We start from the raw sequence: 14791 nt of genomic DNA on the forward strand, positions 1-14791 counted from the left end.
TCAAATGAAAAACACCTCCGTTGAATTTGCATACTTAGTATGCGAATTCAGGAGGTGTTTTTTTCATGTACCACTATTCGGGTTCACTTCAGTTTTAACTATCCAGCTTTTAAAGAAGAGTTTATGAAGACGATATTAAAGCCAGATTGTCCTTAAATTTTGTAAGTACAATCTGATTGATTTGTAAAGGACGAATAACTTATGAGAAATGAAACATAACTAATGGTAAGCAATTGTTTCTAATTATAATTTTTTGTTTCTATATAAAGGAGGCTTTCATATGATTTGGTCTTTAATTGTCGGTGGTATATTAGGGTGGTTTGCAAGCTTAATTACTGGAAGGGATGTACCTGGCGGTGTAATTGGCAATATTATTGCTGGTATTGTCGGTTCTTGGCTTGGTACGACGCTATTTGGTAATTTTGGACCTGTTATAGGTGGATATGCGATTGTTCCGGCTTTAATAGGTGCGATTATTTTGATTTTCATCGTAAGCTTTATATTCCGAGCAATGCGAAAATGAATAAAAGGGACTGCTTATGTTTGTAAGCAGTCCCTTTGAATTATATTGTCTAATCTGTTATGCTACTGTTATACAATCAGGAGGTGTCAGCATTGAAAACATTTACAGTAAATTTCCATCAAGAAGATAATGCAAAAGCGACAACAGTACATAAATTAAGTGAAGAGGACTTCAATAAAGCAACAGAAAAAGGTACTCGTCATTTATTTGATTTAGATACAAACGTTGGCTTCTTCGTATTCTTTGATGCAGAAGATGCAGAAGGAAATGATCAATACTTAATGTTACAATATGAAGGAGATCATGAAGAGCCAAGTGCTTGCTACGGATTTGATTTAAAACTATACTATCAATTTTTAGCACTATACTTAAACGACCTTGAATTCCACGGAGAAACTGATGAGGAAGAGGAAGAATATGGTCCGATTCATCATTTAGCACATTTACTTTATCATATTGTTGAAGATGGTAAATCAATCGAAGTGTAAAAATACATATTTGAAGCTGTCCTTAAATAGGACAGCTTTTTTAATTATACAAATAGGCAATCTTAATAGATTGCTGATGGCGACAAACAGTTTGAATAAGAATGAGAAAGCAAAAAATATTAAACTAGAAGGGAATGAATATTCACTTCCTGTTGTTTTTTTGTATTTAAAGGGGTTTTTGTAGCAGTTTATTTTAAGTTATAAAAAAGGATATAACAAGTATGGAGAGAAGGTGTATATGAAGCACTGACTTTTTGGAGCAAAAATAATTTGAAAAGTAGTGTTATGGAATGGTTACAAAAGTGAATAGGATAAAGTGGGAGGCTGAAAAGTATGAAAGTACAAATGAAAACACTTATACTTTTCTTAACTTTAATATGTGTAATGGCTTTGACTGCTTGTACTAGTGCTGAGGAAAAGAAACAAACAAATCCAACATCAGAAAATAGTACGGAAAAAAAGAATGAGGACACCGCTTCGAAAAAAGAGAAAGAGTCTGTGGAGAAACCACAAGGTCAAAATTCGGTAAAACCTTCAACGGAGTCTAATTCGAAAAATACAACACTTAATCAAAAATCAATTAACCATGTTAAAGAGTTATTTGAGCAAGCAAAAGAAGGGAAAGTACCTAACGTACCATACGCAGCACATACAGGTGACATCGAGGAAATCGAAAAAGCGTGGGGAAAAGCAGATAAGACTGAGCAAGCAGGAAATGGGATGTATGCAACTTTTACAAATAAAAATGTTGCATTCGGATTTAATAAAGGATCACAAGTGTTTGATGTTCGTTCGTACCATGCTGAGCTTAAATCAATTACGTTACAAGAAATCGAAAAAGCTTTAGGAAAACCGGCATCGGTTAAAGTAAATGGTAATGATAAAATATACGTTTATAAAGTAAATGACCAATTTGAATTAAAGTTCGTTATTCCAAATTCAACTGGTAAAGTACATCATATGTCGGTTTTCTCACCGGAGGATAGTATTAATAAAATGGCAGGTTAAAAGAAAGGGCTGTTCCTATAGGGACAGCTCTTTTGTTTTTGTGCGCTCTAATGATTGAACGAAAATTGCTTGAATGATCCCGCCAATTGTTAAGAAGAAGGCACAAATATAAAATAGAGTACTACCGCTAAATGTGCTTACTAATAATGCTCCTACAAACGGCCCGCAAGTTCTTGAAATATCCCAGTGTATACCGTAAATCGAAAAGTACAATCCACGTCTATGACTTGGAGCAATTTGTGAAACGAATCGCAGTAAATGATTTAAAGCAATACTTTCCCCAATTACAAAAAAGAGTAATGTAAAGAATAATGACCACATTGTTGTAGAATAACCGTATCCAATCGCAGCTAACGTATAGCAAGTATAGGAAATCGCAATGATTTTAGGCATAGAAAATCGTTCAGACCATTTTACAAGAAATATTTGGAGAATGACTTCCATAACAGCTTTACAAGTCGAGATAAATACGAGTACGAATAAAAAATTTGGAAATACACTTTCGGCATATATTCGATAATTCGATTCTGTTTGAGCGTAGAAAAAACTAATAGGCAGTGTAGAAACCATAAGGCCAAATACTGCATAATGTTTTGAAATAAATTGTTTTGGTGAATATACTTCTTTCGTTGTTTCGGCGTTTTTCATAAGTGGAGCCGTTTCAGGAAGCTGCGTCCAAACGAGTACGGCATATAGCGTAAGGGCTACACCTTGCAGTATAAATAAATATTCAGGGTGGCTATTATAGAAAAAGGCGCCAATTAATGGGCCGATGACAGAGCCAATCGCTCCCATCGTTTGCAGAACCGCAAATATTTCGGCCTGTTGTTCTTTCTTTGTTAAGTCAGCAATTTGAGCGCGCTGTGCCGGAATATATAAGGAGCGTCCAATACCATTTACGATATACAGTAAGGCGAAAAATATGACTGATTCAGCAAAAACGAATCCACTTACGGCGAAAGCCTGTAAAAGTAACCCGATTAACATGATTTTCTTTCGGCCGTATTTATCTGTTACACCACCAGCAATTAATGTAAACACAATATCAGATAGCGGCTGTAATCCGAAAAGAAGCATCGTTACGATGATATTACCATTTAACGCTTTATTAACGTGAACAATAAAAATGATGGCTAACATCGCTTCTGTCGTTCGGACTAATAATTCACCAAAAAATCGAATGAGAATGGGCTTTTTATAACGTGTCATCAGTTGATTCATTTCTATGTCCTCCTTTCTATATTGAAATGATAAGATGGAAGCAAGAAATGAAAAAGGGTAGAATGAAAGTGGGAGATTTTTCATCTTTTAGGGGGCGTTTTATGACGATTTTGGAGCAATATATGCACCTATGGCTTCAGTACGGAAAAGGAAGATCAGAGGGGGAAAAAATAGAAATAACAATACAAAATATATCTGAAACATTATTTTGTACAGAGAGAAATAGCAAACTAATCATAAAAAAATTGGAAGAACTACATTGGATTATGTGGTTTCCTGGTAGAGGAAGAGGAAATCGTTCAAAGTTGTCCTTTGAAAAACAACCAGTATTTTTAATTTTAGAAAGAGGAAAAGAAATAACGAGACAAGGGGATGTAAAAAGCGGAAATGTCTTTATTGAAAGGTATAGCTCGTATTTTCCATCGCTTCAAACGCAATTTAAAACTTGGGTCGATTCGATATTTGGTTATCAAGTTGAACGTACATCTCAAGGGAGAAGAGATGTACTCCGTTTGCAAGTACAAATGAATTTAGATATCGCATTAGATCCTGTATATGCTACAATGCGCTCGGAATGTCATATGGTAAAACATATATTCGACACACTAGTATATGTAGACGGTAATACAAACATTATAGAACCAAGGCTTGCATTTCACTGGGAATATAATGAGGCTGAAAAGATATGGACGTTTTATTTACGAAAAGGAGTCTACTTTCATAACGGAAAACAACTTACTGCACATGAAGTTGTATATTCACTGAATCGATTTAAGAAAGCTGATAACAACCCACACGCATGGATGTTACAACATGTTGCAAGTGTCCGTTCAGTAGATGATTATATTGTTGAAATTCAATTACATACGGAAAACCGAATGTTTTTACATATGCTTAGTTCAGAACAGTGTTCTATCGTAAATGAAGATGAAGCAGGAAACTTAATTGGGACAGGGTCTTTTAGGTTATATAAAAGGAGTGAAAATGTATTTATACTAGAAGCTCATCATTTATATTTTCGAGAAAGACCTTTTCTAGATCGCGTTGAATTATGGAATGTAGAACAAAGTGTAAATACATATGATGTTTTAGTAAAAGCGCAGTATAAAGATAGAGAGAAACATAATAAAGAATTGACTCGACTTGAGTCGAATGTGACATATATAACATGTAATCTTGTAAAAGAGGGACCAATGCAAAATGAGTTATTCCGGAAGGCGCTATATAAAATTATTCATGGCGATACAATCGTTCAACAACTCGGCGGAGAACGTGGAGAAATAGCAAAGGAACTAATATTAACAAATGGCAGCGTAATAGAGAGTGAAGAAGGTATAAAGGAGTTAATTAAGCAAAGTACTTATCGTAATGAAGTACTACAACTTTATACATTTAAAGGACGGGACCATGTTGAAGATGCACATTGGATACAAAAAGAGTGTGCAAAATATGGCGTGAATATTGAAGTCAATTTTCTTGGAATAGAAGAGTTATTGCAAATAAATATGATACAAAAAGCCGATATTATGCACGATAGTGCAACGATTAGTGAACGGTTAGAAGATAGTCTGTTGTACATGTTTCTTACAAAAAACAGTTTCGTTCATCAGCATAGTAATATAAATTTTAATGAAGTAGTACAGCCGTATTTTACCGAAAATCAATTAAAGAAACGGGTCACATTGTTGCGCGATATTGAGGACGCATTGTTACGTGGAATTCATATTATACCGTTATATCGTAACAAACAAGAGATAAGTACACATAAAAAAGTACAAAATATAATGATTAATTCACAAGGATGGATCGATTTTTATGAAATATGGTTTAAGCCTTGATGAATAAAGGTTCTTATGCATTTTCATGAGATGTGTAAGAGCTTTTTTTTGTGTAAAACAGGTTTGTTTTACACATTGTTACGCTATTTGTTATAAAAGTACATTTACAGCGTAACAGTGTTATGTTACATTGTTATCAGGAAGGAGTGTTATACAGTTGAGTACAGATTTAATTTCAAAAAAAGATTTATTAGAGCTTACTGGTATTTCATACGGACAGTTATATAGGTGGAAGAGAAAAAATTTAATACCGGAAGATTGGTTTGTACGGAAGTCAACGTTCACAGGTCAGGAAACATTTTTTCCGAAAGAAAAGATATTAGAGCGTATTGATAAAATCCAAACGATGAAAGAGGATTTATCACTAGATGAATTAGCAAATATGTTTTCGCCAAGTGTAACAGAGATTCTTTTAACGAAAGAAGATCTCATTCATAAAGGGATTACATCAGAACCTGTTTTACAATTTTTCATAGAGCAAACGAACAAAACGGCAGACTTTCGATTTGTAGATATTCTTTATGTGTATATGTTAGAAGAACTACTGCAATCGGGAGATGTTAGTTTAGAAGAAGGAAAAATGGTTCTGCAAGTTTTACGAGAAAATTATGAAGCAATTAAGCATAAAAATTGTGAATTAGTTATTATTCGAAAAATAGGAATTTCTACATGCTTCTTACTATCAAACGTTGAGGATTTAATTTTTGAAAAAGGAACGAAGATTGTTTTACGTGAAGCAATTATGAAGTATACCGAAGCAGTAAAAACTAAACTGTTGTAGTGGAGGAGAAGTAATGCGTACAGAAAATTTAATTATAAACGGTTATGGTACATCGAATGGTGGCGAGTTTCACAAGGTACAACTAAATGGAAAAGGGACTGTAAATGGAAATGTTGAATGCGATGAATTTCAATGTAATGGTTACGGTGCAGTTACTGGTGATTTGAAAAGTAATAATGCAAGAATTAGCGGGTCAGGTAAAATCGATGGTACGGTTCATGCAGAAATGATGCGAATTGATGGGAAAGCGACAATTACAGAAGATGTAAAGGCGAATAGTTTAAAGATTGCAGGAAAAGGAACGATAGGTGGAAATATAACTGGTGAAGAACTTAAAATCAACGGTCAAGCGACGATTGATGGTAATTGTGAAGTTGATATGTTTTCTTCAGAAGGACAATTTACAGTTGGTGGATTATTAAGCGCAGATGAAATTAATATAAATATTCACGGTACATGTAGAGCGAAAGAAATTGGCGGTCAAACGATTAAAGTAAGACATAGGTTGAGTACTTTTAGTAGACTATTTAAATCAGTGTTTGGCTTGCAATTAGAAGCTGATCTGTTAGAAGGTGACAATATCGATATTGATTATGCTCACATAAAAACGGTCAGAGGAAACAATGTTACAGTAGGACCGAACTGTGAGATTGAACTCATTGAGTATACTGGTGTTCTTACTGTTGATAAAAGTGCAAATGTAAAAGAAATTAAGCAGGTGTAAGGAAGGAGGGAATTAGAATGGAACATCAACATAGTCTTACAGTGAATGGTTCTGGTAGTTCAGCGGGTGGAGATTATAACAAAGTGAAGATTCGCGGTGAAGGAACAATTTCTAATGATATGAGTTGTAATGAATTTAAAACGTACGGCACGAGTGATGTACGCGGTAATATGAAAGTTAAAAACTATGTCGTGTATGGAGATAGTGAGGTACAAGGAAATGTAGATGCGGAATATGTCAAGGTATACGGTAATACACAAATGCATAGTGATGCTCATATTGAAAAAATAAAAGTTAGAGGTATGATTGAAGTGAAAGGAAAGTTTTCGGGTAATTTTGTAGATGTGAAGGGTGCATTAAATGTGAAGGGAGATATTGAAGTAGAAGAATTATCAATAACTGGTGGTCTTGAAAGTGATGGCTTACTTAATGCGGAAAATATTGAAATTTCACTTCGTTATGAAGGAAGTAAAGTAAGAGAAATTGGTGGTAAAAAGATTACCGTTCGTAAAAAAGCGAGATTTATACCTTTTATAAGTCATGCAGGAAACCTTCAAACAACTATCATTGAAGGGGATGATATTTATTTAGAACATACAATAGCAGACGTAGTAAGAGGAAATCATGTTATAATTGGCCCTGGCTGTGAAATTAGTGTTGTAGAATATCATACTAGTTTTAATCAGAAAGGCAATGCAGTCGTCAAAGAACATAAACAAATATAAGTAGTTTGAGGGAGAGCAAGAGATATGGTTGAGAAGAATAATAAACTTGGCTTCGTTGTTGCCGGTTTATTGCTAGGTATTTTAATGGCATCAATGGATAATACCATTGTCGTAACAGCGATGGGAACGATCGTTGGTGACTTAGGAGGCCTTGAAAACTTTGTATGGGTTGTTTCTGCTTATATGGTCGCAGAAATGGCAGGTATGCCGATTTTCGGTAAACTATCAGATATGTATGGTAGAAAGAGATTCTTTATTTTCGGTTTAATCGTCTTTATGATTGGTTCGGCACTTTGTGGTACTGCTGAAAATATTACGCAATTAGGTATTTATCGTGCCATTCAAGGTATTGGGGGCGGGGCATTAGTGCCAATCGCGTTTACGATCGTTTTTGATATTTTCCCTCCTGAAAAGCGCGGGAAAATGGGAGGTTTATTCGGAGCAGTATTTGGTTTATCAAGTATTTTTGGGCCATTACTAGGTGCATATATTACGGATTATATTAGTTGGCACTGGGTATTTTATATTAACTTACCACTTGGCATTTTAGCACTTATTTTTATTACATTCTTTTATAAAGAGTCACGAGTTCATAGAAAACAAAAAATTGATTGGTTTGGCGCAATTACTTTAGTTGGTGCAGTAGTTTGTTTAATGTTCGCCTTAGAGCTAGGTGGCCAAAAATATGATTGGGATTCTAACTTTATTTTAAGTTTATTTGCTGGATTTGCTATTTTAATTATCGCTTTTATTGTTATTGAGCGAAAAGTAGAAGAACCAATTATTTCATTTGAGATGTTTAAACAGCGCTTGTTCGGAATGAGTACAATTATTGCATTATGTTACGGGGCTGCATTTATGTCAGCAACTGTGTACATTCCGTTATTTATTCAAGGTGTATACGGTGGTACCGCAACGAACTCAGGATTATTACTTTTACCGATGATGTTAGGATCAGTAGTTACAGCGCAGTTAGGCGGATTTTTAACGACAAAGCTTAGCTACCGAAACATTATGTTTATTTCTGCTGTAATTATGCTCATCGGATTATTCTTATTAAGCACGTTAACGCCAGAAACTAGTCGTATATTATTAACGGTTTATATGATTATTATCGGATTTGGAGTCGGTTTCTCATTCTCTGTACTAAGTATGGCAGCTATTCACAACTTCGGTATGGAGCAACGCGGGTCTGCGACTTCAACAAGTAACTTCATTCGTTCATTAGGAATGACACTTGGTATTACAATCTTCGGAATGATCCAAAGAACAGGATTCCAAGATCAATTAGAAGAAGCGTTTAAAGGTATGAGCGGGGGAATGAATACTAACGCATTAGGAGATTCAAGAGCTATTTTATCAGAATCGGCTAGATCTCAAATTCCGCCGCAAATATTAGATAAAATTATTGAAGCTCTTTCTAGTTCAATTGTTCAAACATTTATGTGGGCATTAGTCCCAGCAATTTTAGCGTTCGTATTCATTTTCTTTATGGGAAATGAGCGCATGGTAATTAAGAAAGAACAAACGAATAAAAAGAGTGAAACATCAAAAGCGTAAAAAAAGCTCCTTTCAATTTTGAAAGGAGCTTTTTTCGTATGTACGGTGTTAGATTAGCCTTCGATAATTTCGTATTCTTCGTCTGCTAATAATAAAATTTGTGTTTTCTTACCTTTGTTTTGAACTTCGATTACATCGTAAGCACCTAAGTCTCTTACTTTGTTTTGAGAAGCGTTAACCATAACTTCCATAGAATCAATTAAGATATCTTCTTCAATGTATGATTCAGGCAATGCCATATCTTCAGTATCTAATACACATGTGTATAGATTTTGTAAGTTTTCAGCAGTTGGATTTTGTTCTTCAACATCAATAATATTTTTTACTGCTTCCATATTTTCTTCTTTTGCTTGGTACACTTTAATTTTAGCCATTGTTTTAATCTCCTTTATAACGTAATCGTAGAGGCTACACTTCATTATAACGTTTTTTTCATGAAAGATGAAATTGTTATATGTATTTATAGTAAAATTTACGTGTTATTGCTCAATATTGTTTTAATTTCCTTACTAATGTTATGAGTAGATAACTATATCCCTACGTTAAAGTTATATTGTCCAAGCTTTTCTTATATTCCACTCATATTATATGTAGTAGATAAAACATATATAGGGAAGGGATTAAATGTAAGTGGACTGTGAGCCGAAACGCAATTGTGGGTGTTGCCAAAATAGTATATGTGAATTTTTACAAAGTCTAGAACCTTTTACTAAAGTTGAGGGTATCGTTATAGCTGGAAAGGAAATTGTTGTAACCTATTTCCTTTCATTTAACAAGATGAAAGGTATCGTATCATTTTTACAAGAGGACAATGAAGTTATATTTGTAGATTGTTTAAGGATTGATGCAATCCGAATAGGGAAAGTGTGTAGTTGTAAAACGAAAGTTAAATTTATTGAAGAGGATTTTAGTCTACTTGGAAATATTTGTCCGCAATGTTTAACAGAGGGAAGTACACTCTTTTTTGACTTTCATAATCCAGAATTAAATTTATCTTTACAAGCAAAAACAATTGATGCACCTAGATGTATTGAATTTACAGATGAACTTGGGAATGTAGTAAAGCAAATTACTATTGTAGGTGAAGCGATTGTTTCTAAAGACTTTGTTCAAGTGCCTGAACTATTAAATTTCCGATTAGTTTTATCAGATACGGCTGCGAATCCTTTGAAGTTTGGAGTACTGTTCATTAATTTCCCTGATATAACGTTTATTATTCTTTTCGCATCAAGTGGATACCTCAACATTTCGAACTGTTTAAAAATAGAGAGCGGGACTGGTAATGCCGAAATAGAAGAGATGAAAAAAATAATAATCGATGATAATACAATGTACAAGTCAATAATTAAGTTGACTAAAATATATAAAAATGGTGACACAGAGTCATATACTTTTAAAAATGAATTATAATATATGTATTTCAATGAACCCTCAAATTATTGTTGAGGGTTGTTACATAATAGAATAAGTAAACCAATTATAGATTATATGTACCGTTTAGTTTGCTTGTTAATTAGTAAGAAATAAATAAGCTGTTAACCTATTTTTATAGGTCAATCATTTCATAGGAAATAGATGTTATAATCATTTTATATTTACATAAATTTTATGATAATTCAAAGTTTTAGTTTAATAGATGTATGCTTTTATGAGAAATAATTGAATGTACATAAGAATATGAATGTTGATTGATTAATTTATGTAACTGTAAAGGCTAGTTGATTTTATAGAAAGCGGGAATGTAAATGATATATGAAGCGAATATACATACAAGAAAAAAATTAGTTTCTATGTTCGGGGATTTCAATAATGTTGTTTTACTTTCTTATTTACAAGGACATATGGGAGAAGCTTGGGTGAACGATCTTGAAAGCCCGACAGTAGCACAAATTACGGTAGGGATTTTCACATTTTACGCTGGAAATCCAAATGTGAAAGAAACAGAAGAGTTATTACGTAATATTCCCGAAAGAATGTTAGTAATCGTAAATAGTGAAGAATGGAAAAAGCGTTTAGAAACATTTTATGAAAGAAAAATAGATAAGTTTTTACGCTATAAATTCAAACGTAATTCGGAAGTTTTTGATCGTTCAAAATTACAATCTTTTATATCAGCACTTCCAAAAGGATATGAGCTAAGAAGAATAGATCAGCATATCGCAAATAATCCTACACTACACAAGCTTTCTGAAGATTTCACAAGTCAATTTCAATCAATAGAAGATTATATAAAACGAGGTATAGGTTATGGTATTTTGTATAAAGGAGAAGTTGTATGTGGTGCGTCATCTTATAGCATTTATGATGATGGAATTGAAATTGAAGTTGCGACTGATCAAAATCATAGAAGAAAAGATTTGGCGACTGTAGTAAGTGCAGCGTTAATATTGGATTGTTTAGAAAAGGGTAAATATCCAAACTGGGATGCAGCGAATACTACATCTGCCAAACTAGCAGAAAAGCTAGGATATGTTTTTGATAAGGCGTATGATACTTGTTTTGTGGATAATAGGTGAATGAATGGGGATTGGTACGAATTGTACAACGTAAAAAAACTAGTAAATCTTATTAAATTAATATTAATTAGTCCCTTTTTAAAATTACAAATTGGTATAAAAACCGACTTAAAAAAGTCGGTTTTTATTTTTTTACAATAAGGTAAGGTGCTTTCAATATTAATTTGCTGGTGCATGGATATTTTGAAAGTTTCTTCGGAAATACAGTTTTTTATAATGAACAACCGTATTGCGAATTAGTCAGTGCTCAATTTTTTGAGTTAGACTTTTCCCCTTGTCCAACAGAATTAAACGAGCCATTTGATACTCTTCGTGAAAAAATTGTACTAGATCTTACTTTAAAAGTTTTACAAGTACAACAAGTACGAGTACAAGGATAAAACTAAAAAAGCATTATCTTTGATAAAAAGACAATGTCTTTTTTATTATTATAAAACATATATAATGATGAAATGGTCACGTATAAAAAACATATTTTTGAATTTCATCAGATGGGGGGATGGTGATGAAAAATCCATGGATTGGTAAGGGAATATGGAACAAAGTTTATAAAGGGAAAATGCTAAATGGTCAAGATGATTTACGCGAAATAAGAGAAAAGAAGAACCATGAAGGAACAGAATCAGAGAAAGAAGGTATAGCAATTGGATTAGAGAAGGAAAATGAAGAAAAAGAATCAAAAAAAGAAGATACAGCAATAAAATCAGAGAAAGAAAGGAAAGAAACAGAGTCAAAAAAAGAAGAAGAAGCAATTGAATTAGAGAAAGAAAGCGAAGAAACAGAATCAGAAAAAGAAGCAATTAAATCAGAGAAAGAAGGTATAGCAATTGGATTAGAGAAGGAAAGGAAAGAAACAGAGTCAAAGAAAAAACGTCTAGATTCAGGATCAAAAATAGAGACTTCAGTCCGTTCAATAGTAGTAAAAACCCCATTTTCTATTATTTCAGATGTGACTAGTTTTATAAAATTCCCTAATATTAATGTGAAAACTCAAGAAGCGTTTGTATTTCGTAATGAACAAGATGTAGGCGGGCGTGAGCTGGATGCTAAGTTATTAACTACAGTGCAACATTATCATGGAGAAGTTAATTGTAATTTAATTTCTTCAAATCTTTATGAAAAGAGAGTGCTTTTAGAACTTCCTAATAAAAAAGTAAAAGGGAATATGGAAGAGAATTGGGTAGATGCATCTTCGTGGATTCCTATCCACGGTATAATATTAGAGAAGGAAGATGGAGCAGACGTAAATAATTATATAACTGCGAAACTACCAATAGAAATAGGGAGATATAAAGGTGAAATTAGTTTACAAGAAAAAGTGGAATTTAAAGAAAAAGTTTTAGGGATAAAAGAGGTGTCACAGGAAATTATTTTAACAAAAAAAGAATTCTTATTGCCCAAAATGATAAAGGAAGGAAATAATCCATCTAAAATTGAAAAAGGGAGTTTACTTGTAGAAGGTTATATTTTTCAATGTATAGAATTTATATCAGAGCGCAGTATATCTCATGATAACGCGTATCAGCTAATACAAAATATTGTATTGGAATTAACAGTGCAATTATTACAAGAACAAGAAGCTTGGGTGCGGATTATATAAATGATCATATCTTCATAGATTAGCTAATAATATCTTCAGAAGTATGTAATAGTGAAACTTAAAAATAATGCTAGCAAGTTTTTAAACGAGCTAGCAAATAAGGGATGGGAAAAGATGCGAAATACAACTGATGGATTAATTGGAAAAATTATTTGATAGATGAAACGGATAAATTTTCGTTAAAATATGATGTGTATTAGAGGTGTATCCTCTACAAGTAAAGAAATTTCACAACTTAAATATTAAAACATGTTTGTCGTAATTTTCTAAACACCAACTATATTTTTTTAGAATAATTGGATGGATTTCCTCTTTTGGCATATCAATGTCATTAAAACCATATTTTTTATAAAAACTTTCTAGTTCCTCAAAAGGAAGACAATACACATTTTGTACTTGTAATCCTTTGGCGGTTTCTGCTAAAAATGAAACGAGTTCTCCAGCTAACTGTAGACCTCTAAATTTAGGGAGAATAAAAATCCCCCCCATTTCTATAGTATCTTCATCTAATTGGACTAATCGTCCAACACCTGCATACTCATCGTTATATGTAATGATTGCAACTTTATCCCGCTTTAAATCACTTGGTACAAATCCTATTGATTCGTATTGTTTATTAATCCATTCTAAATCTTTAGAGGTAGCTAGTTGTATACTCATGAGTAACCTCCTTTGGAAGAGTATTAATATTCTAATTATATATAGTTCAATAACTGGTGAAAAGAGGATAAATTGAAATCATTTTACTTTATAGTTCAAATTTTGAAGAATAGTGCATACAATATAAAGTCTTTTCCTTTCTTCATTTAAGTTTTACGTATATAATTTAAAAGTACTATTTTTATTTTATTTTTTTTATATTTATAACAGAATAGAGGTTTAAAAATGAGTGTTAAAATCATAACGGATAGTGCGGCGGATTTACCGGTAGAATTGCTGCAGGCATATGATATTGATTTAATTCCACTCCGTGTATATGATGAAGCAGAAACAGAGTATTTAGATGGAGTTACATTAAATTCAGTTACATTATTGCAAAACATGAGAGAAGGCGCTGCTTATCGAACGTCATTGCCTTCACTTGAAACATTCCAAGAAAAATTTGTTTCTTATGCAAAAGATGGTAATCCATGTATATATTTAGCTTTCTCATCTGAACTATCAGGTACATATCAATCGTCAGTTGTTATTAAAGAAGAAGTGAAAGAAACATATGCTGACTTAGATTTAGAAATTATCGATACGAAATGCGCTTCGCTAGGTCAAGGGCTTGTCGTATTAGAAGCTGCTAAAATGGCAAAAGAAGGCGCAACAAAAGAAGATATCTTAAGCCGTGTCGCTTTTCTAATGAAGCATATGGAACACATCTTCACTGTAGCTGACTTACAGTACCTAGTAAGAGGTGGACGTTTAAGTAAAGTAGCGGGATTCATTGGTGGTTTATTAAACATTAAGCCAATCTTAAATGTGGAAGAAGGAAAACTTGTACCACTTGAAAAGGTAAGAGGGAAAAAGAAAGTATTAAGCCGAATTGTTGATATTATGGAAGAGCGCGGGAAAGGTCTTAAAGGTCAAACAATCGGTATGACTCATGGTGATGATTTAGAAACAGCCGAGGCATTAAAAGTATTAATTACTGAAAGATTTGGCTGTGAAGTATTCATTGTAAATACAATTGGAGCAGCAATTGGTGCACATACAGGACCTGGCGTTATAACGTTATTTTTCTTAAATGAAGTAGAGTAAAGGATTGATCTTTTGATCAATCCTTTTGTTTTTAGTCTGTGATAATCGATCGATACGGTAT

The 14791-nt window shown here is 33.1% G+C and carries 15 protein-coding genes and 1 pseudogene; 13 read left to right on the plus strand and 3 right to left on the minus strand.

Going from position 1 to position 14791, the window contains the following annotated elements; translation table 11 throughout:
* Positions 1–280: 280 nt before the first annotated feature.
* The 3 genes from MR065_RS08060 to MR065_RS08070 all read left to right on the plus strand — a co-directional run bounded on the left by MR065_RS08060 (position 281) and on the right by MR065_RS08070 (position 2019).
* Entirely contained in the window at positions 281–523 is a 243-nt protein-coding gene (locus MR065_RS08060; RefSeq protein WP_097903757.1) for a GlsB/YeaQ/YmgE family stress response membrane protein, read from the plus strand.
* Positions 524–615: 92 nt separating this feature from the next.
* The gene (locus tag MR065_RS08065) at positions 616–1011 is read left to right on the plus strand and encodes a hypothetical protein (RefSeq protein ID WP_000847585.1); all 396 of its coding nucleotides are present in this window, start codon (positions 616–618) and stop codon (positions 1009–1011) included.
* Between the two features lie 333 nt (positions 1012–1344).
* Positions 1345–2019: a YjgB family protein gene (locus tag MR065_RS08070; RefSeq protein WP_242213231.1), complete on the plus strand. Its 675-nt coding sequence runs from the start codon at positions 1345–1347 to the stop codon at positions 2017–2019.
* 15 nt (positions 2020–2034) lie between these two features.
* Here the strand turns inward: MR065_RS08070 and MR065_RS08075 are convergent, their stop codons facing one another.
* On the minus strand, positions 2035–3240 hold the full coding sequence (locus MR065_RS08075; protein ID WP_242213232.1) for an MDR family MFS transporter: 1206 nt from the start codon (positions 3238–3240) through the stop codon (positions 2035–2037).
* Between the two features lie 101 nt (positions 3241–3341).
* On the opposite strand from MR065_RS08075, the gene MR065_RS08080 reads away from it, so the two are divergent.
* The 5 genes from MR065_RS08080 (at position 3342) to MR065_RS08100 (ending at position 8868) form a co-directional block, all read left to right on the plus strand.
* Entirely contained in the window at positions 3342–5078 is a 1737-nt protein-coding gene (locus MR065_RS08080) for an ABC transporter substrate-binding protein (protein WP_242213233.1), read from the plus strand.
* A 157-nt stretch (positions 5079–5235) separates the two neighbouring features.
* Positions 5236–5859 carry a YhbD family protein gene (locus tag MR065_RS08085; protein ID WP_098266430.1) on the plus strand — a complete coding sequence of 208 codons (624 nt, stop codon included), beginning with the start codon at positions 5236–5238 and terminating at the stop codon, positions 5857–5859.
* Positions 5860–5872: 13 nt separating this feature from the next.
* Positions 5873–6583, plus strand: coding sequence for a bactofilin family protein (locus MR065_RS08090; protein ID WP_242213234.1), 711 nt, complete (start codon positions 5873–5875; stop codon positions 6581–6583).
* Between the two features lie 17 nt (positions 6584–6600).
* Complete coding sequence (locus tag MR065_RS08095) at positions 6601–7308, plus strand: polymer-forming cytoskeletal protein (RefSeq protein ID WP_242213235.1); 708 nt, start codon at positions 6601–6603, stop codon at positions 7306–7308.
* A 24-nt stretch (positions 7309–7332) separates the two neighbouring features.
* Entirely contained in the window at positions 7333–8868 is a 1536-nt protein-coding gene (locus tag MR065_RS08100; RefSeq protein ID WP_098991200.1) for an MDR family MFS transporter, read from the plus strand.
* A 53-nt stretch (positions 8869–8921) separates the two neighbouring features.
* On the opposite strand, the gene MR065_RS08105 is transcribed toward MR065_RS08100, so the two are convergent.
* Positions 8922–9242, minus strand: coding sequence for a hypothetical protein (locus tag MR065_RS08105; protein WP_097903749.1), 321 nt, complete (start codon positions 9240–9242; stop codon positions 8922–8924).
* Between the two features lie 256 nt (positions 9243–9498).
* On the opposite strand from MR065_RS08105, the gene MR065_RS08110 reads away from it, so the two are divergent.
* The 4 genes and pseudogenes from MR065_RS08110 (at position 9499) to MR065_RS08125 (ending at position 12984) form a co-directional block, all read left to right on the plus strand.
* A complete protein-coding gene (locus tag MR065_RS08110) occupies positions 9499–10278 on the plus strand; it encodes a BC_2878 family exosporium-associated protein (protein ID WP_242213236.1) in 780 nt (259 codons plus the stop codon).
* 335 nt (positions 10279–10613) lie between these two features.
* A complete protein-coding gene (locus MR065_RS08115; protein ID WP_242213237.1) occupies positions 10614–11384 on the plus strand; it encodes a GNAT family N-acetyltransferase in 771 nt (256 codons plus the stop codon).
* 191 nt (positions 11385–11575) lie between these two features.
* Positions 11576–11764 (plus strand): annotated as a pseudogene (locus MR065_RS08120) (CsxC family protein); the annotation flags it as partial.
* A gap of 125 nt (positions 11765–11889) precedes the next feature.
* Positions 11890–12984 (plus strand): BC_2427 family protein, encoded by a 1095-nt coding sequence (locus MR065_RS08125; RefSeq protein WP_242213238.1) that lies wholly within the window; start codon positions 11890–11892, stop codon positions 12982–12984.
* A 228-nt stretch (positions 12985–13212) separates the two neighbouring features.
* Here MR065_RS08125 and MR065_RS08130 read toward each other — a convergent pair whose 3' ends face one another.
* Positions 13213–13644 carry a GNAT family N-acetyltransferase gene (locus MR065_RS08130; RefSeq protein WP_242213239.1) on the minus strand — a complete coding sequence of 144 codons (432 nt, stop codon included), beginning with the start codon at positions 13642–13644 and terminating at the stop codon, positions 13213–13215.
* A 225-nt stretch (positions 13645–13869) separates the two neighbouring features.
* On the opposite strand from MR065_RS08130, the gene MR065_RS08135 reads away from it, so the two are divergent.
* Positions 13870–14730 carry a DegV family protein gene (locus MR065_RS08135; protein WP_242213240.1) on the plus strand — a complete coding sequence of 287 codons (861 nt, stop codon included), beginning with the start codon at positions 13870–13872 and terminating at the stop codon, positions 14728–14730.
* Positions 14731–14791: the final 61 nt, after the last annotated feature.

The sequence above is a fragment of the Bacillus cereus group sp. BfR-BA-01383 genome, assembly GCF_022663495.1.
Lineage (GTDB): Bacteria > Bacillota > Bacilli > Bacillales > Bacillaceae_G > Bacillus_A > Bacillus_A cereus_AU.

Coding starts and splice junctions, on each gene's coding strand:
- MR065_RS08060 (WP_097903757.1), top strand. CDS start 281: ATGATTTGGTCTTTAATTGTCGGTGGTATATTAGGGTGGTTTGCAAGC.
- MR065_RS08070 (WP_242213231.1), top strand. CDS start 1,345: ATGAAAGTACAAATGAAAACACTTATACTTTTCTTAACTTTAATATGT.
- MR065_RS08075 (WP_242213232.1), bottom strand. CDS start 3,240: ATGAATCAACTGATGACACGTTATAAAAAGCCCATTCTCATTCGATTT.
- MR065_RS08080 (WP_242213233.1), top strand. CDS start 3,342: ATGACGATTTTGGAGCAATATATGCACCTATGGCTTCAGTACGGAAAA.
- MR065_RS08090 (WP_242213234.1), top strand. CDS start 5,873: ATGCGTACAGAAAATTTAATTATAAACGGTTATGGTACATCGAATGGT.
- MR065_RS08095 (WP_242213235.1), top strand. CDS start 6,601: ATGGAACATCAACATAGTCTTACAGTGAATGGTTCTGGTAGTTCAGCG.
- MR065_RS08100 (WP_098991200.1), top strand. CDS start 7,333: ATGGTTGAGAAGAATAATAAACTTGGCTTCGTTGTTGCCGGTTTATTG.
- MR065_RS08105 (WP_097903749.1), bottom strand. CDS start 9,242: ATGGCTAAAATTAAAGTGTACCAAGCAAAAGAAGAAAATATGGAAGCA.
- MR065_RS08115 (WP_242213237.1), top strand. CDS start 10,614: ATGATATATGAAGCGAATATACATACAAGAAAAAAATTAGTTTCTATG.
- MR065_RS08125 (WP_242213238.1), top strand. CDS start 11,890: ATGAAAAATCCATGGATTGGTAAGGGAATATGGAACAAAGTTTATAAA.
- MR065_RS08130 (WP_242213239.1), bottom strand. CDS start 13,644: ATGAGTATACAACTAGCTACCTCTAAAGATTTAGAATGGATTAATAAA.
- MR065_RS08135 (WP_242213240.1), top strand. CDS start 13,870: ATGAGTGTTAAAATCATAACGGATAGTGCGGCGGATTTACCGGTAGAA.